We start from the raw sequence: 17,394 nt of genomic DNA, 5'->3' as shown, positions 1-17,394 counted from the left end.
GATTATTCTTTATTTTAGCCAGTTCCCCGCCATAACTCAACGCTGCTTTACGACTGTTCAGCAGTTTAATGAGCAGTCGCTTATCGCGTGGTTATTTATGCACGCACATCGTTGAATATCCACGGTGTTTTTTGCATCATATTAAGCTCATAGTCTTTGATAGCATCGCTCTGCTGTAGGGTTAAGCCAATATCATCAAGGCCATTTAATAAGCAATGCTTGCGAAAAGCATCCACTTCAAAAGGATACTCTTCGCCAGTTGTTGTGATGACTACTTGACGCTCAAGATCAGCCGTTAGCCCATAGCCTTCATTAGCAAGCGTGGCTTTCATCAATGTGTCAACAATCGCCTCATCCAAGACAATCGGTAGCATGCCGTTTTTGAAGCAGTTATTATAAAAAATATCTGCAAAGCTTGGGGCGATAACGGTACGAAAACCGTATTCAGACAATGCCCAAGGCGCATGTTCACGGCTAGAACCACAACCAAAGTTTCTACGTGCTAGTAATATGGTCGCGCCTTGATAACGCGGCTTATTCAAGACAAAGTCAGGATTAATCACTCGCGTGCTGTTGTCTTGACCAGGATACCCTTCATCCAGATAACGCCAGTCGTCAAACAAGTTCACGCCGAACCCTGTGCGCTTGATCGATTTTAAAAACTGTTTTGCAATAATTTGATCGGTATCGACGTTGGCGCGGTCAAGGGGGCAAACGATACCAGTTTGGGTGTTATAAGCTTGCATAAAATTTCCTATCAATTATGTTCTTTATGATGGTTTATCATCCAAATGAGTCATAGCTAACACCTCGATATTGCTCATCAGCTACTGACAGGTAGCAGAGAACGGCTATCTAGTATCAGCTATCCATCATTGTTTTTAAAACGTGCGCACATCGACGAAATGCCCTGCCAGCGCAGCAGCAGCAGCCATTGCCGGACTTACCAAATGCGTACGACCACCATTACCCTGACGACCTTCAAAATTACGGTTAGAGGTTGAGGCGCAATGCTCTTGTGGCTCAAGCTTGTCAGCATTCATGGCTAGACACATTGAACAACCTGGCTCACGCCATTCAAAACCTGCGTCAGTGAACAAAGTGTTCAGACCTTCTGCCTCTGCTTGTAGCTTTACTTGACCAGAGCCTGCGACCACGATCGCTTCTTTGATATTGGTGGCAACCTTACGCCCTTTAATAACGGCTGCCGCATCACGTAAGTCTTCGATACGCGAGTTAGTGCACGACCCAATAAAGATACGATCAAGCTGAATATCAGTGATCTTTTGACCTGCCTCTAAACCCATATAAGTATAAGCGCGTAACCAGCCTTCTTCTTGAGCATCGTCAATGGCTTGATCAGGTGTCGGTACGGACTGCGTGATATCAACGACCATCTCAGGGGATGTGCCCCAAGACACTTGCGGTGCTATCTGGCTGCCATCAATCTCAACCACAGTATCAAATACCGCGTCATCATCTGAATACAGCGTACGCCAGTATTCTTCCGCTTGTGCCCACTGTGATTCTGTTGGTGCATAAGGGCGACCTTTTACATAGTCGATCGTTGTGCTATCGACAGCCACCATACCCACACGAGCGCCCGCTTCAATCGCCATGTTGCAGACGGTCATGCGACCTTCCATACTCATGTCTTCAAACACTTGTCCTGCAAACTCAATGGCATGACCTGTGCCACCTGCCGTACCGATCTTGGCGATAATGGCCAGTACCACGTCTTTTGATGTCACGCCGGCGCCTAGCTGACCGGTGACACGGATTTGCATATTTTTTGATTTCTTTTGAATCAAACACTGGGTTGCCAATACATGCTCGACTTCTGAGGTGCCGATACCATGTGCTAGGCAACCAAGCGCACCATGGGTCGCCGTATGTGAATCACCACATACTACCGTCATGCCAGGTAATACCAAGCCTTGCTCAGGGCCAACGACATGCAAGATGCCTTGGCGTGCGTCATTGATCGTAAATTCAGCGATATCAAATTTGGTGCAGTTCTCATCCAAAGTGACAACTTGTAGACGTGATACCTTGTCCTTGATACCAGGCACACCCTCTAGGCGCTCTTTGGTAACCGTTGGCACATTATGATCAGGGCTTGCGATATTGGCAGATAGGCGCCACGGTGCTCTATTGGCCAGCTCCAATCCTTCAAATGCTTGCGGGCTCGTCACTTCATGCAACAGATGGCGGTCGATGTAAATCAGGCTTGAACCATCGTCACGCTTGGTGACTTCGTGAGCGTTCCAAAGTTTGTCATATAACGTTTGACCAGCCATGTTGCTATCCTTTATTAGTTGCTAATTGCGTTGTTCTCAGCTTGCTTATATAGCTTTATGTGCTTCTATATTTTTCAGCTAGCGATTTTTAAATGAGATATTTTTAATACTTATTACTGTGTATTTTACAGCCATGCCACTCTTAGCGCTTGTTTTATGCGGTATATCATCAAATACCTATAATAAATATGTCACAATACGTCTTGATGTCTTGTGATTATAGCAGGCTAATCCTATAATAATAATTGATGATTTTTAGCCAGACGCAAACTTTTATTTCTAATACATTGTGATTGGGTCAGCCAACTTTTATTTATAGCTCATAAAGCAGCTAAGGACATTCGTTTGAATACCACAAACTTAACCACATTCGTCACCGTCATGCACACCGGCAGTATCTCAGGGGCGGCAGAAAAACTGTTTATCACCCAGCCTGCTGTCAGTAAACGCATCAAAAACCTTGAAGATGAATTCAATATTACGCTGTTTGATACCGTTGGACGCGGCATTGTACCAACCCAAGCGGCGAGCGAGATGCTACCACATGCCAAGCGCTGGTTAGAAGACTATGAGAATTTTAAGATAAATCTGCAGCATTCTCAGCATATAGTGTCAGGTAAGTTGGTCATTGGCACAAGCCATCATATTGGTTTGCATCATCTAGCACCTGTACTCAAACACTTCATTCAAGCCTATCCTGCTGTGCAGTTAGAAGTACATTTTGTTGATTCAGAAAAAGCGCACAAAGCCGTATTGGATGGTGATTTGTCACTGGCATTTGTGACGTTGCCACCTGTCTATGATAAGCGTTTAACGTATCACACCCTATGGTCAGATCCGCTCTATTTTATGACAGGCACCTTATCCGCACTTGCTAGCAAATCCAATGTGACATTGGAGCAATTGGCACGCTATCCCGCTATTTTACCGTCTGCCAATACTTTTACCAGTCAAATTACTTTGGCAGAATTTGCCAAGCACAACCTCAAACCCTATGCCACGATGAGCACCAACCCACTTGAATCGATTCGTATGCTAGTGTCTGTCGGTCTTGGTTGGTCGGTACTACCTCAAACGATGGTCAGTCAAGATTTAGAACGTATTGACATGGCAGACAATATCGAGCTTCAGCGTTATCTTGGGGTGGTCATCAATCCAAAACTGACTCAGTCTAGCAGTGTGACTGCTCTGCTCGATTTGCTCTCACCTATCGAGTAAAAGTCGCCTGCGATAATATATAAATTGAACCTGTTCGCATTTGTATCTATCATGCGTTATAATACGCTTGACGTTGTTTTTATAACAAAAATTTACTACAAGGACACTGGTAGTCATATATTGAATCTTTTCAGTAAGATATGATGGTTAACAGTAAGTTTTATAGTCTTATATGATTGGTTACATAGGTTGCTAATACTCATATATAAATAGTAGATGCGAGCAATAAAAACAGAAAAGCGAAATGCGCGTTTTCCATTGTTCTCTATCTCTATATGAGTGCTAGCCATAGAATAGCACCGATTATATATCACTAAAAGCACGTACTGAAAGAAGCCATTATGTCTTAATTAATGGCTTTTTTTGTCTTTGATTTTTGTTTCAGACCTTGTCTTGTAAATATAAAATTTGATAGTTAAAAATAATTACAGCCAACAATGTTGGTTAAGGACAATTTTTATGAACGGAGTTTCAGGTGGTGTGCTTATATCGTTAGGCGCTTATTTCTTAGTCATGCTGGGTATCGGTGTTTATGCTTATTTTAAGCAGTCCAATGATACTGAGGGCTATATGCTGGGTGGTCGTAATTTAGGACCAGCAGTTACTGCATTGTCAGCAGGTGCGTCAGATATGTCAGGTTGGCTATTACTTGGTCTACCTGGTTATATGTTTGCCGATGGTGTCGTCAGTATTTGGATTGCGCTTGGTCTAACGCTGGGTGCGTTATTAAACTATATCATCGTGGCACCGCGTCTTCGTGTTTATACCGAAGTGGCTGATAATGCCATCACCCTACCCGATTATTTCGCCAACCGCTTTGAAGACAAGTCGCACATGCTACGTGTCATCTCAGCAGTGGTTATCATTCTATTCTTTACCGTTTATACTGCTGCCAGTCTGGTGGGTGGTGGTAAACTGTTTGAAAGCTCGCTTAACTTATCTTATGGCACAGGCCTTTGGGTCACTGCAGGCGTAGTCGTTGCATACACTCTATTTGGCGGATTCTTAGCCGTATCGATGACCGATTTCGTACAGGGTGTAATCATGCTGTTTGCGATGGTAATCGTGCCTGTCGTCGCCTTTACCGATCTTGGTGGTATTTCAGCCACTACGGAAGCCGTTAGAAATATTGATCCGAGTTTGCTAGATATCACTAGTGGTATGACTGTTATTGGTATTATTTCGCTAATGGCATGGGGTTTGGGCTATTTTGGTCAGCCACATATTATCGTTCGCTTTATGGCGATCCGTTCAGTTAAAGACGTACCTACTGCACGTAATATCGGTATGAGCTGGATGGTTGTCAGTCTTATTGGTTCGTTGATGACTGGTTTTGCTGGTCGTGCCTATGTACAAAAAACAGCAATGACACTAGATGACCCTGAAACCATCTTTTTGGTATTCACTCAATTCTTGTTCCACCCACTCGTATCAGGTTTCTTGTTGGCAGCCATTTTAGCAGCCATCATGAGTACGATTTCTTCACAGCTACTCGTTGTATCAAGCTCACTGACTAAAGATGTCTATAAGCTATTCTTTGATAAAGATGCGCCAGAAGCTCGTCAGGTATTGGTTGGCCGTATTTCTGTAGTAGCGGTTGCTCTCGTATCTATCATGCTTGCTTCTAATCCAGAAAGCTCAGTATTGAACTTGGTTTCTAATGCTTGGGCAGGTTTTGGTGCTGCATTTGGTCCATTGGTTATCTTCAGTCTGACATGGCGCGGTATGAACCGTAACGGCGCTGTCGCTGGTATGGTCATTGGTGCATTGACAGTCATCCTATGGATCTATGGTCCTTTCCAAATGAATGGTATGGCATTAAATAGCTGGTTATATGCTATTGTACCGGGCTTTGTACTCAGTACTATTGCAATCTTCGCCGTTAGTATCATGACTGGTGGTCCAAAACCTTCAGTATCTGCTAAGTACAAAGAAATGGAATTAAATCTAAACAAATAAGTTTAGGTAATACTATAATTGTAACGCTATAGAAAACCTCGCCAATAATGGCGAGGTTTTTTTATGGCTTATTGCTTATTGCTTATTGCTTATTGCAGTGATAGCAAACTATCACCAACCATCAATGCTCCATCACTCACTCTATGGTCAATCCTCTATAAAAGCGTTACCGCGTAAACCTCGCTTGAAGTATTACGTACACATCTGCACTCGGTTTCCCTGTATCCAAATACTCTTAAACTGACTATATATCCTAATACACCAAAAAATGAATGGGTACAGTATTAATGTCACTCTCAGTGGCTGTAGAACGATATGATAATAGTGATGTTTAAAGCGCTCTATCAGCTGATTATGTTAGCCTTTGAGACATGTCATTATTCAAATTACGAGGCTTTAAAGGAGGGAAGTGACCGCTAAACTGGTAGGGACTCGTCGCAGATATGCGCGTATTGATAAAGCTTCTGACAAAGTTTGGCGCAGCTTTGGCCGCTTTTAAGCCGTCTAAAACGTGATACTTAGACTGCAGAAACGCCCTAGTACTTGATTAACGTTTTTCAAGGTATACACTCAATCGTAATTGACGTGCTTTGTGCCAATCTGAGGTCGCTAGACGTAAAGCCACTGTATTAATGAACTCGTGCGACTGGTATCAATGGTAACTGCTTGTGAGCCAGCTCAGAGACTAAGAAAAATTCATTCTACGCTCATGATGTTGGCCTTGACAGACCTCGATGATGCAACAATGTCATAGCCATAAAAAAGCGACCTATGATAGGTCGCTCTTTGTTAGGTTGCTATTATAAAGTCAAATTATCTCGCTTGATAAGATAGCTTCACACCAGCGATAAAGCCGTCATTGTCTTCAAAATCAGCAACGATTTTGTCTGTTGGTAGCGCACCTTGAGCATCACCGAACCACAAGTATTTGCCGCCGGCAGATACTGCCCAGTTCTCAGTCACGTTGTATTTAGCACCTAGACCGACACTATAATAGCCTTCGACTGGACCTAGTGAGGTCGTTGGATTACCAGCGCCACTGTCCCAACCAACCGTACCACTAATAGCAAGTGCTGGTGCCACACGTTTCGCTAAGCCTAGCTCCACCTGCCATTGGTCATCATCATACTCGACCAAATTTAGTCCGTCATCTGCGTATAAAGGATTAAGTTTACTAGTAGCATTATACAGTGGCGGCGTGATAACAAAATCACTCCATGGTACCCAGCGTACTTTTGCCGTAGCTAGCGTCGTTGGATTAATACCAGTTTGGAAATCAAAGTTGACTGATTTAGGCGTACTAATTTCGTACTTGCTGTTTCTATTCGCTGCTGCCGCTGCTTGCTCTGGCGTAGCCCCTGCTGCTGCAGCTCTAATAGCTACTAGCGGATAATATTCAGAGATTTGTGTGTCATGATCAATCTCAGAACGATAAGTCAACGCTGCTTTTAACGCAATCTCAGGCTTGTAATAGGCAAGACCTGCGATATAACCATAATCCATATCAGGGTTACTGGTTGAGGTATAACCGGTAGCAGGACCATACGCTAGGCCACGTAATTTGGTTTCGGCCTGAATACGCTGCGCGACTGGCCCACCATAAATCTGGAAGTTTTTGTTGGCGCCGAACTTCATACCAAGAATACCCGTTAGGCTTTGGCTACGAACCTCTACATTGGTTTCTTCACCTGCGGTACTGGCTTCGGCTTGCGCTACTGCTACTGCCCCACGCAACCCATCTAATTGAGCTTGCTGTGCTGTGGTTAACACACCAGCTGTTTCTCCTGCAGCCAGTGCACCAATTCCAGCCTGTGCTGCTGCTAGGCTCGGAGCGGCGCCGTTAGTAATAGAAGAAATGGAAGCGTCAAGATCTCCTTCCGATACAAAGTTGCTTTGAGTGTATCCAGCAGCAGCGCCAAAAGGCTCGTCGTATAAGATACCAACACTAAAAGTATCGTTAATATCTGCTTTTACGCCATAACGGAAAAAGTCATAAGATTCAGCGATATCACCAGTAGAGTCTCCTTTAACATAGGTATTACTAGAAGGGTTACCGTTAGCGCTATCGTAGCCACTTACATCGGCATCGATATACGTATAGACAGCTTCTGCGTAGGTACCGTCTTGGAAGAAAGCAGTGACATCTTGGCCTGAGCGATCCAGACCAGCAGCGCTAGCCACGCTAGCAACAGAAAGAGTAGCGATCGCTACTGCAAGGGTTTTCAAATGAAAAGTAGTGCGCATTGTGTATCTCCAACGGTCCTTGTTGTATTATTACTTCAATATCCAATAGTTAGCGTTACTCTGCTTAACATTTGAATTATCAAAGTCGTGTCCTAAGTTGAATACTAATGCCTTTTTGACACTAAAACAACAATTAAAGTGCTTTATTTCCCAAATATGACTGAACAGTACAAATAAGATATTAGACGTTCATTAATAGTAATATTTGAAATATCATGTGTTATATCTTAACAAACAAATGTAATCTTTGGACAAAATGGCACGCTAACTCACACACACTTAAATATCATTTTGCAAACATCAGATCACAAAAAAGCGACCCATAAAGGATCGCTTTTTTCGTTATTAAATAACAAACATCATATAGCTAATTATAGTTTACTGAGCTTGGTAAGAAACCTTTACACCAACAACATAACCATCATTGCTTTCGAAGTCACTAACAATCGTTTTCGTTGGGATTTGACCTTCAGCATCACCGAACCATAGGTACTTACCACCTGCTGAGATCGCCCAGTTTTCAGTAACATTGTATTTGGCACCAAGACCTGCACTGTAATAGCCTTCGATAGGACCTAAAGAGGTAACTGGATTGCCTGCGCCACTATCCCAACCAACGTTACCACTGACCGCTAACGCAGGCGTCAGACGTTTCGCAAGACCTAGTTCAACTACCCATTGGTCATCGTCGTAGCTGACCAATGACAATCCTTTATCATCAAGAGTGGCTCGCTTACTCACTTCGTTATAGAGCGGCGGTACAATTGAGAAATCACTCCATGGTACCCAGCGTACTTTTGCAGTCGCTAGCGTGGTTGGGTTGATACCTGTTTGGAAGTCAAAGTTAACTGACTCAGGTGTGGTGATATCTATTGTGCCGCCTTGAGTTGCATCTCCGCCTAAAGCAGCAACCACTGGATAGTTTTCGTCGATATTCATGCTGTGATCAATTTCTGAACGATATGTCAACGCAGCTTTTAAAGCAATTTCAGGTTTGCTATAAGAGATACCCGCTAGATAACCATAATCTTGATCTGTGCTAAGATGAGCGGTATAACCAGTCGCAGCACCATAAGCACTACCGCGTAGCTTAATATCAGCTTTTACACGCTGAACAACAGGACCACCATAGACTTGGAACTCTTTATTTGTACCAAACTTGGCGCCCAAAATACCCGTTAAGCTCTCTGTACGAACCTCAACATTGGTGCTTTCGTCATTAGAAAGACGTTCATCTGCAAAGCCTTCTAACCGCTCAAGTTGATTCAACTGCGCTTGACCTGCAGCTAACTGCGTCTCACCAGCAGCAATACCCGCTAAACCAGCTTCGATCTGCGGACGAAGCACTGATTCAAGCGCTGGGTTTTGGCTAACAGCTGCTTGAGCTTGTCCAACCTGTGCTCTCGCTGCATCTAAACGGTTTTCAGCAGCACTTAGTTGGGTTTGAGTTCCTTCAACCAAAGCTTTCAACCCTTGAATATCAGTAACACCTGTGCCAGTTAAACTTGAAGCAATAATATTATTGACTGCATCAGTTGGCGCACCTACAAAATTGTTGGTGCCAGTATAGTCAGCTGCTGCACCAAACGGTTCATCATATAAGATACCAATACTAAAAGTATCATTAACGTCTGCTTTTACGCCATAGCGAAAGAAGTCATATGATTCTGCAATGTCGCCTATCTTATTATCTGAAGTGTCTTTACCTGTGACGTCAGCATCAATATAAGTGTAGACCGCTTCAGCGTAAGTGCCGTCTTGTAAAAATGCGGTGACATCTTGGCCTGAACGATCAAGACCGGCAGCGTTAGCCATGCTAGCAACAGAAAGCGCTGCAACAGCAACTGTAAGAGTTTTTAAGTGAAAGGTGGCCCGCATTGTATATCTCCAAACATCCGCATTGTTTTACTGCTCGACACTATTTTTAGTAATGAGCAGCATCCTAGGTGGGAGATATTAAAGATTTTTTAACATGAAAACAACTATAAAAATACATTATATCTGCCTTATGACTAGACAGTATCTTTATGTTTAAATATGAATATATTACTGCGTATTAGCCAGTCTATAATGAATAGATTTTTCTATTTTTTAATAATGTGGTGGTCTGTCTGCCATGACATCAAATGGCGCGATGCCACTGTCTGTGTCTTGATTTTCAACTTGCTTGTATATCAGCTGTAGTTGACGCTGTAGTGTTTGCAGATCTCTATCCTGACGTGCAATCACCTCATCAAGACGCTCTACTGTCATCTCAAGATGCGAGAAGTTGGTTTGTAAGTCAATAAGCTGTGCTTGCAAATCAACTTGGCTCGTAGAAGTCTCATTTATATCGCTGAATTGGTTCATATTCTTCTCTTAATTATAATAGGTAGACAATAAGCATACGCGCTCATGAGAGCGATGAAAGTCGAATGGTCAGTGCGAAACAATCGCTAAAAAATTGTGATAATAATTAGACAATGGTCACAAATGATAAAAGCAATAAATAGTACTGATAAAACCATTTACTCGCACTACAGTCTCGTGGTGGCATGTTATACTGCTGGCAATTTTGCAACAACCCTTACCTCACTATTATATAAGCTTAAGATACTCTATGGCACTGATACATTTAAAAGATATCCACCTAGCCTTTGGCGTGGCCCCTGTTCTTGATGGCATTGATTTTGCGATTGAAGCTGGCGAACGCGTTTGTCTGATTGGCCGTAATGGCGAAGGCAAATCAACCTTGTTTAAACTGATTAACGGCACCTTACAGCCTGATAGCGGCGAAGTCATTATTAATAGTAGCGTAAGTGTTGCGATGCTGGAGCAAGACGTTCCTGAGACAAGTGGACGTATCCTAGACATCGTCATGGGTGGTAGCCGCCGCACCGCTGATCTGCTAATCAATTACAACGCTCAAACCGATTTATGCGCCAATGGCGACATGGATGCTTGCGAGCGTATGGCTGATTTGCAGCATGATATCGATGCCGTACATGGTTGGGACTTAGAGCGCGAAGCCACCCGTCTGATCAAAACCATGGGGCTTAATCCAGACGATGATTTGTCTTCACTATCTGGTGGTCGTAAGCGCCGTGTGCTACTAGCACGCTCATTGGTTACCAAGCCTGATGTACTGCTGCTCGATGAACCAACCAACCATTTGGACGTTGATAGTATTGAGTGGTTAGAGCGCTTCTTATTAGATTGGCAAGGTCTGACCCTACTATTCGTCACCCATGATAGAGCATTCGTAAATAAGCTCTCGACGCGCATCATTGAGCTGGATCGTGGTCAATTGACCAGCTATGACGTGACTCAAGGCGAAGGCGGCTATGCACGCTATCAAGAGCTCAAAGAGCTACAGTTACTGGCTGAAGAGAAAAACAACGCCAACTTTGATAAAAAACTGGCTCAAGAAGAAGTTTGGATTCGCCAAGGTATCAAAGCCCGTCGTACCCGTAACGAAGGCCGTGTGCGTGAGCTAAAAGCACTGCGTGAAGAGCGTAGTGACCGCCGTGAGCAAGTCGGTAATGTCAATATCACCATGGGTCAAGGCGAGAAAAGCGGTAAGCTTGTCTGTAAAGTCAAAAACTTACATCTTGAGTATGATGGCAACGTATTGGTCGATAACTTTACGACCACTATCATGCGCGGCGATAAAATCGGTATTGTCGGACCCAACGGTGCGGGTAAAACCACTCTTATTAAAGCCCTACTCGATATGTCTGATGACGAAGTCACCAAGTCTGGTAACGTCGAATTAGGGACTAACCTAAAAATCGCTTTCTTTGATCAGCTACGTGATCAGTTAGACCTTGAAGCGAGCGTGGCGCAAAACGTCTCAGAAGGCTCAGACTTTGTAGAAGTGGGTGGTCGTAAGACACACATCATGAGCTACTTGCAAGATTTCTTATTTGCCCCAGAGCGCGCGCGTACCCCAGTCAAAGCATTATCAGGTGGTGAGCGTAACCGCGTCCTACTTGCCAAGCAGCTACTAAAGCCTGCCAACATCCTCGTACTCGATGAGCCTACCAACGACTTGGATATGGCGACACTTGAGCTATTAGAAGAATCAGTCGCAAGCTTTGGTGGTACGATTTTGCTCATCAGTCATGATCGCTCATTTATGGACAATGTCGTCACCTCAACATGGGTGTTCGGCGAAGATGAAGATGGCAAAGGCACTGTTAGCGAATACGTTGGCGGTTATCAAGAGTATCTGGTACAAAAAACCCGTGAAGAAGCTGCACACGCTGCTAGAGCACCAGCCAATAATGCAGCAAGTAAGGTAGCCAGTAAACCAACTGCAGCAAAGCCTAGCAAAGCTGCCAAAAAGCTTAACTTCAATGAGCAGCGCGAACTGGACAATTTGCCAAAAGAAATCGCTGCACTAGAAGCAGAACAAGCTCAACTACAAGAGAAACTGGCTGATGGCTCATGGTTCACGACTGACATCACTGCAGCCACTGCCGCAAGCGAACGTCTGCTAACGATTGAAGATGAAATGATGACTAAGCTTGAACGTTGGAGCGTTTTAGAAGGCTAACATTATATTCGCGATTCGCGAGCTAAGTTTATTGAGAGTGGCATACGCATTTTTTAGTATGCATCTCAGTAAGCAAGTACCTGATAGCCAGATAAAAACGCCATTGCTTATTATGAAAATATCACCACTTTATTGTATAAAGTGGTGATATTTGTTTTACAGCTGCTTACATAGTGATTAGATAGTGAAAGTTAGTGAACATTACCTTAATTTCAAGTATCATTCGCTATTGCTAAAAACCCTTATTAATTTTAAGGTCATCACGCTTACAATCCTTGTTAAAACAAAACTGCCGTTAAACACTGATAATCTAGCTCTTTTGGCTTGATTGCCCTATTCAACCTTATAATATGTCCTATCAAGGTTGCTTTATTTTTAACGCAATAATTTATTTTATCACCGAAATAGCTTAGAATAGCAACAATTAGCAAAATTAGGCACAGCCAAAGTGGCTTGATATTGTATATTTTCTAAGCCACAAACCCAGTGTGGGATAATCCCATTTCATTCACCTGGAGGAAGTATTAATGAGCCAAGCCGAAGGCGTTAATGTACAACGCCGTAGAGTTCTTATTGCCTCAACTGCCGCAATCGGGGCAGCTGGTGTAGCTGCCGTGGCGACACCTTTTGTCCGTTCTTGGTACCCAAGCGCTAAAGCTGAGGCTGCAGGGGCTGCAGTAACCCAAGATATTGGTTCTATCGAAGATGGACAAATGATTGTTGTCAAATACCGTGGCAAACCTATTTATGTCGTCAAACGCACAGAAGACATGGTTGCAGGACTTGAGTCAGTCAAACCTTTACTGTCTGATCCTGAGTCAGATGCATCTCTACAGCCTGAATATTGCAAAAATCCTACCCGCTCTTTAGATCCTACCGTATTGGTAGTTGAAGGCGTTTGTACGCATTTGGGCTGTGCACCAAACTACCGTCCTGATGTGGGCGCGGTTGATTTGGGTGGTAACGACTGGTACGGCGGATTTTTCTGCCCGTGTCATGGGTCAAAATATGACCTAGCAGGTCGCGTTTATAGCGGCGTCCCTGCACCACTTAACTTACCCGTCCCAGACTATGGTATGGATGGTACCATCTTGACCGTTGGGGAGGCTTAATATGAGTATTGGCAAAAAGTTAATGCACTGGGTGGACGCGCGTTTTCCAGCGACTGAAACCTATGAATACCATATGTCAAAGTACTATGCACCAAAAAACTTTAACTTTTGGTACTTCTTTGGTGTGCTGTCAATGATTGTATTGGTCAACCAATTGGTGACTGGTATATGGCTGACAATGATGTATAACCCAAGCGCTGAAGGGGCCTTTGCCTCTGTTGAATACATCATGCGTGATGTAAAAGGCGGCTGGCTCATCCGATATATGCACTCGACTGGCGCATCAGCGTTTTTCGTTGTGGTATACCTGCACATGTTTAGAGCTCTGCTTTACGGTTCATACCAAAAACCGCGTGAGCTTATTTGGCTCATCGGTATGGGTATCTACCTAGCGCTGATGGCAGAAGGTTTCTTCGGATACCTCCTACCTTGGGGCAACATGTCGTTTTGGGGTGCTCAGGTTATCTTGAACTTACCTGCAGCATTACCAGTCATTGGTGATGGTCTGGCTGAATGGGTACGTGGTGATTATATTATCTCAGGTATCACGCTAAACCGCTTCTTTGCTCTGCATGTGGTTGCTATTCCACTCGTACTTGTGGGCTTAGTATTCATGCATATCGTGGCACTGCATCATGTGGGTTCGAACAACCCTGATGGTATCGATATCAAGAAGCTAAAAGACAAAAATGGCGTGCCATTAGATGGTATCGAATTCCATCCGTACTACACTGTGCATGACATGGTTGGTATCGTTGTATTCTTTATCTGTTTCTTTGCAGTGGTATTCTTCTTCCCAGAAGGGGGCGGTTTCTTCCTTGAGCCACCAAACTTTGAGACAGCGAACTCACTGAAAACACCAGCGCATATTGCACCAGTATGGTACTACACACCGTTCTACGCCATCTTACGTGCGGTTCCTGATAAGCTTGGTGGTGTTGTCGCGATGGGTGCTGCTATTGCTGTATTGTTCTTGATCCCATGGCTTGATAGATCGCCTGTACGTTCTATACGTTATAAAGGCATCTTGTCTAAGATTGCATTGACTGTGTTTGCTATCAGTTTTGTCGTACTAGGTTACTTGGGTGCAACGCCAACGACGCCGACAGCAACTATCATGGCACGTGTGTTCACGATTCTATATTTCTTGTTCTTCTTACTAATGCCGTTCTACACTGCCATTGAGAAGTGTAAACAGCCACCAGAACGCGTTACCGGAGGTCACTGATGAGCACGCTAATTAAATCCCTAGCAGGTCTAGGCTTAGGCGCAGCATTGACCTTGACGGCTGGTACGGCATTTGCAGCTGGCGGTCATGGATGTGGTACATTTACCAATGCTGAAGGTGTTGAAGAGCATTTGGCTTGTAGCACTGCCCCTATTGATTTTACCAATAAGGGCTCGCTACAAAACGGCGCAAAGACTTTTATGAACTACTGTGCTGGGTGTCACTCAGCCAAGTACGTTCGTCACTCGCGTATCGCCAAAGATTTAGAGATACCGCCTGAGTTGGTTGAAAAGTATCTGATGGTTACTACCGATCAAATCGGTGACCACATTACTGCTGAGATTGACCCTGATATCCAAGCTTCTTGGTTTGGTGCAGCGCCGCCTGATTTATCACTTGAGACACGTCTGCGCGGCGATGACTGGGTATATACTTATCTGTTGTCGTTCTACGAAGATCCAAGCCGCCCTTGGGGTGCTAATAACTTAGTACTGGCCAATGCAGCAATGCCTCATGTATTGCATAATATGCAAGAAGAGTTGAGCCAAGAAGAGTTTGAATCTGAGGTTGGTGACTTGGTTAACTTTATGGCGTGGATGGGTGAACCTGCTCGTCACGATCGTCAAGTGATTGGTTTCTTTGTCATTCTGTTCTTATTGGTATTACTCATCCCAGTTTACTTATTGAACAAAGAATTCTGGAAAGATGTTAAGTAAGTAATGGTTAGCAGATAGTTTTAGAAATAAAAAAGGCACTACTTCAGTAGTGCCTTTTTTTATGTGCTGATACTGGCTATATTTATTAAATAAGTTGGAAATAAGTCGCTCAGCGCTAATGTTTACGTACGTTGCCTTGATAATCATGGCAACTTTGTTTACGATGGCAGTCTTCACTCTTAACATTAGGTTTTCATGATTGACGCAAACGATATTCCAAGTAGTCAGCTGATTTTGTACGCTGATGACGGTTACGACAGTCATGTGGTACGCCTATTACTTGAAGAAAAAAAACTTGATTATTATTTGTCACGTTTGCACTCTGAGCGTCCTGAAGATCTGACTGAGCTAAACCCCTATCATACTTTGCCAGTATTACAGCAGCGTGAGATTGCGCTTTATGAGATTAACGTCATTTTTGAGTATCTCGAAGAGCGCTACCATACCAATAAATTGCTCCCTGAGACACCGCAGGAACGTGCACAGTTTCGTCAATTGGCATGGCGCATTCAGCGGGACTGGCTGGTCCTCGGTAAGCGTCTACTCATGCATCCAGACAGCTTTAACAAAGCACAGGCTGCGTTGGCCAAAAAACAGCTGAGTGACTCATTGATTACTTTGTCTCCGCTGTTCGCTCACAAGCCTTATTTTATGGCGGATGAATTTGGTTGGTGTGATGTGCTATTAGCACCACTATTGTGGCGATTAGACGAGATGGATATCGAGCTACCACGTGCGATTAGTCGTCCGTTGTTTGAATACCAGACGAGAGTATTTGAGCGCAAGAGCTTTCAAAAAAGCGTGCGTTAATTAGACAAATACAAAAAGCTGTCTTAGAATAAATACCAATCCTAAAATAAGTATAAATAAGACAAAAGTCCATTTGCATTTATTACGTAATAAATGGCTAAATAAAAGAACTCTCAATCATTAAAAATCATGAGTATAGGAAGTCATTCGATGAGCGAAACCACCTCTATTACCCCGACCCGTCCATACATGGTGCGCGCACTCTATGAATGGATAGAAGACAATGCCCTAACGCCATATTTGATGGTGGATGCGACTGCTGACAACGTGCAGATACCGACTGAACACGTACAAGATGGGCGTATCATACTCAATATCGCCAGTCGTGCGACCGGTAACATGATTATGGGGAATGAGTATATCAACTTCAGTGCGCGCTTTGGTGGTGTCTCACAAGAGATTTGGGTGCCCATTACGGCTGTTTTAGGCATCTATGCCAAAGAAAACCAACAAGGCATGTTTTTTGATCCTAATGAGTATAAAAACTACGAGCCAGCAGATGATTCAGCGCCTATGTCTAACAAGTCTACTGCGCCAGCGCCTAAACCAAAGCGTGATAACAAAGCGGGTCTCAAGGTATTAAAATAACCAAATCTATAAAGCCATCAGCTATAAAAAAAGGCCCGTCATTATTTAATATGACAGGCCTTTTTATACATTACTCAATGCTTATATCTTTAATATCATTACGTCCGCGGTAGTGTGACACCGCGCTGACCTTGGTATTTACCACCACGATCTTTATAGCTGGTCTCGCAGACATCATCAGCATCGCTTTGGAAAAACAGCATTTGCGCGACCCCTTCACCTGCATAGATACGTGCTGGCAAATTGGTGGTATTACTAAACTCTAGCGTGACGTGCCCTTCCCATTCAGGCTCAAGCGGCGTCACGTTGACGATGATACCGCAGCGCGCGTAAGTTGATTTGCCAAGGCAGATGGTCAATACATCACGTGGAATACGGAAATATTCCATCGTACGAGCGAGTGCGAATGAGTTTGGTGGAATGATACACTCATCACCAACGATATCGATAAAGCTTTTTTCATCGAAGTTTTTAGGATCAACCACGACTGAATGTACATTGGTAAAAACTTTAAACTCAGGTGCACAGCGCACGTCATAACCATAGCTTGAGGTGCCATAGCTCACCAAACGCTCGCCTGCATCATTGAAACGTACTTGACCGGCTTCAAATGGCTCAATCATGCCATGCTCTTCAGCCATTTTACGAATCCAGCGGTCAGACTTAATAGACATTTTTGTTC

14 protein-coding genes are annotated in these 17,394 nt (G+C 43.8%); 8 read left to right on the top strand and 6 right to left on the bottom strand.

Features of this window, described 5'->3' with window-relative positions; all coding sequences use genetic code 11:
- Positions 1-95 precede the first annotated feature (95 nt).
- Positions 96-746 carry a 3-isopropylmalate dehydratase small subunit gene (leuD, locus tag IP510_RS01260; RefSeq protein WP_194362984.1) on the bottom strand — a complete coding sequence of 217 codons (651 nt, stop codon included), beginning with the start codon at positions 744-746 and terminating at the stop codon, positions 96-98.
- 135 nt (positions 747-881) lie between these two features.
- Positions 882-2,300 (bottom strand): 3-isopropylmalate dehydratase large subunit, encoded by a 1,419-nt coding sequence (gene leuC / locus IP510_RS01255; RefSeq protein WP_194362983.1) that lies wholly within the window; start codon positions 2,298-2,300, stop codon positions 882-884.
- A gap of 345 nt (positions 2,301-2,645) precedes the next feature.
- Between leuC and IP510_RS01250 the strand changes: the two genes are divergently transcribed.
- Both IP510_RS01250 and putP read left to right on the top strand, forming a co-directional pair.
- Positions 2,646-3,518 (top strand): LysR family transcriptional regulator, encoded by an 873-nt coding sequence (locus tag IP510_RS01250; protein ID WP_194362982.1) that lies wholly within the window; start codon positions 2,646-2,648, stop codon positions 3,516-3,518.
- Positions 3,519-3,977: 459 nt separating this feature from the next.
- Positions 3,978-5,477 (top strand): sodium/proline symporter PutP, encoded by a 1,500-nt coding sequence (putP, locus tag IP510_RS01245; protein WP_194362981.1) that lies wholly within the window; start codon positions 3,978-3,980, stop codon positions 5,475-5,477.
- A gap of 813 nt (positions 5,478-6,290) precedes the next feature.
- Here the strand turns inward: putP and IP510_RS01240 are convergent.
- The 3 genes from IP510_RS01240 to IP510_RS01230 form a co-directional block, all read right to left on the bottom strand.
- Positions 6,291-7,721 carry an outer membrane protein transport protein gene (locus IP510_RS01240; RefSeq protein WP_194362980.1) on the bottom strand — a complete coding sequence of 477 codons (1,431 nt, stop codon included), beginning with the start codon at positions 7,719-7,721 and terminating at the stop codon, positions 6,291-6,293.
- Positions 7,722-8,099: 378 nt separating this feature from the next.
- Complete coding sequence (locus tag IP510_RS01235) at positions 8,100-9,599, bottom strand: OmpP1/FadL family transporter (protein ID WP_194362979.1); 1,500 nt, start codon at positions 9,597-9,599, stop codon at positions 8,100-8,102.
- Between the two features lie 213 nt (positions 9,600-9,812).
- Positions 9,813-10,070, bottom strand: a complete 258-nt coding sequence (locus IP510_RS01230) for a SlyX family protein (protein WP_194362978.1) — start codon at positions 10,068-10,070, stop codon at positions 9,813-9,815.
- Positions 10,071-10,320: 250 nt separating this feature from the next.
- Here IP510_RS01230 and IP510_RS01225 point away from each other — a divergent pair, with 250 nt between their 5' ends.
- The 6 genes from IP510_RS01225 to IP510_RS01200 all read left to right on the top strand — a co-directional run bounded on the left by IP510_RS01225 (position 10,321) and on the right by IP510_RS01200 (position 16,712).
- Positions 10,321-12,258, top strand: a complete 1,938-nt coding sequence (locus tag IP510_RS01225) for an ATP-binding cassette domain-containing protein (RefSeq protein ID WP_194362977.1) — start codon at positions 10,321-10,323, stop codon at positions 12,256-12,258.
- Between the two features lie 527 nt (positions 12,259-12,785).
- A complete protein-coding gene (gene petA, locus IP510_RS01220; protein ID WP_194362976.1) occupies positions 12,786-13,370 on the top strand; it encodes a ubiquinol-cytochrome c reductase iron-sulfur subunit in 585 nt (194 codons plus the stop codon).
- A gap of 22 nt (positions 13,371-13,392) precedes the next feature.
- Positions 13,393-14,598: a cytochrome b gene (locus tag IP510_RS01215; RefSeq protein ID WP_194363251.1), complete on the top strand. Its 1,206-nt coding sequence runs from the start codon at positions 13,393-13,395 to the stop codon at positions 14,596-14,598.
- Positions 14,598-15,314: a cytochrome c1 gene (locus IP510_RS01210; protein ID WP_194362975.1), complete on the top strand. Its 717-nt coding sequence runs from the start codon at positions 14,598-14,600 to the stop codon at positions 15,312-15,314. The genes IP510_RS01215 and IP510_RS01210 overlap by 1 nt, the downstream gene beginning before the upstream one ends.
- 195 nt (positions 15,315-15,509) lie before the next feature.
- Complete coding sequence (locus IP510_RS01205; protein ID WP_194362974.1) at positions 15,510-16,124, top strand: glutathione S-transferase N-terminal domain-containing protein; 615 nt, start codon at positions 15,510-15,512, stop codon at positions 16,122-16,124.
- 150 nt (positions 16,125-16,274) lie between these two features.
- Positions 16,275-16,712: a ClpXP protease specificity-enhancing factor gene (locus tag IP510_RS01200; RefSeq protein WP_194362973.1), complete on the top strand. Its 438-nt coding sequence runs from the start codon at positions 16,275-16,277 to the stop codon at positions 16,710-16,712.
- A gap of 98 nt (positions 16,713-16,810) precedes the next feature.
- Here IP510_RS01200 and dcd read toward each other — a convergent pair whose 3' ends face one another.
- The gene (gene dcd, locus IP510_RS01195; RefSeq protein ID WP_010199897.1) at positions 16,811-17,386 is read right to left on the bottom strand and encodes a dCTP deaminase; all 576 of its coding nucleotides are present in this window, start codon (positions 17,384-17,386) and stop codon (positions 16,811-16,813) included.
- Positions 17,387-17,394: the final 8 nt, after the last annotated feature.

It is taken from the genome of Psychrobacter sp. NG254 (genome assembly GCF_015277735.1).
Classification (GTDB): domain Bacteria; phylum Pseudomonadota; class Gammaproteobacteria; order Pseudomonadales; family Moraxellaceae; genus Psychrobacter.
Note: the sequence above shows the minus strand (reverse complement) of the source record. Positions and strands in the feature narration are given on the sequence as shown.

Bases quoted from the DNA above. Each gene is read 5' to 3' on its own strand.
- leuD (WP_194362984.1), bottom strand. From the start codon at position 746: ATGCAAGCTTATAACACCCAAACTGGTATCGTTTGCCCCCTTGACCGC.
- leuC (WP_194362983.1), bottom strand. From the start codon at position 2,300: ATGGCTGGTCAAACGTTATATGACAAACTTTGGAACGCTCACGAAGTC.
- putP (WP_194362981.1), top strand. From the start codon at position 3,978: ATGAACGGAGTTTCAGGTGGTGTGCTTATATCGTTAGGCGCTTATTTC.
- IP510_RS01240 (WP_194362980.1), bottom strand. From the start codon at position 7,721: ATGCGCACTACTTTTCATTTGAAAACCCTTGCAGTAGCGATCGCTACT.
- IP510_RS01235 (WP_194362979.1), bottom strand. From the start codon at position 9,599: ATGCGGGCCACCTTTCACTTAAAAACTCTTACAGTTGCTGTTGCAGCG.
- IP510_RS01230 (WP_194362978.1), bottom strand. From the start codon at position 10,070: ATGAACCAATTCAGCGATATAAATGAGACTTCTACGAGCCAAGTTGAT.
- IP510_RS01225 (WP_194362977.1), top strand. From the start codon at position 10,321: ATGGCACTGATACATTTAAAAGATATCCACCTAGCCTTTGGCGTGGCC.
- petA (WP_194362976.1), top strand. From the start codon at position 12,786: ATGAGCCAAGCCGAAGGCGTTAATGTACAACGCCGTAGAGTTCTTATT.
- IP510_RS01215 (WP_194363251.1), top strand. From the start codon at position 13,393: ATGCACTGGGTGGACGCGCGTTTTCCAGCGACTGAAACCTATGAATAC.
- IP510_RS01210 (WP_194362975.1), top strand. From the start codon at position 14,598: ATGAGCACGCTAATTAAATCCCTAGCAGGTCTAGGCTTAGGCGCAGCA.
- IP510_RS01205 (WP_194362974.1), top strand. From the start codon at position 15,510: ATGATTGACGCAAACGATATTCCAAGTAGTCAGCTGATTTTGTACGCT.
- IP510_RS01200 (WP_194362973.1), top strand. From the start codon at position 16,275: ATGAGCGAAACCACCTCTATTACCCCGACCCGTCCATACATGGTGCGC.
- dcd (WP_010199897.1), bottom strand. From the start codon at position 17,386: ATGTCTATTAAGTCTGACCGCTGGATTCGTAAAATGGCTGAAGAGCAT.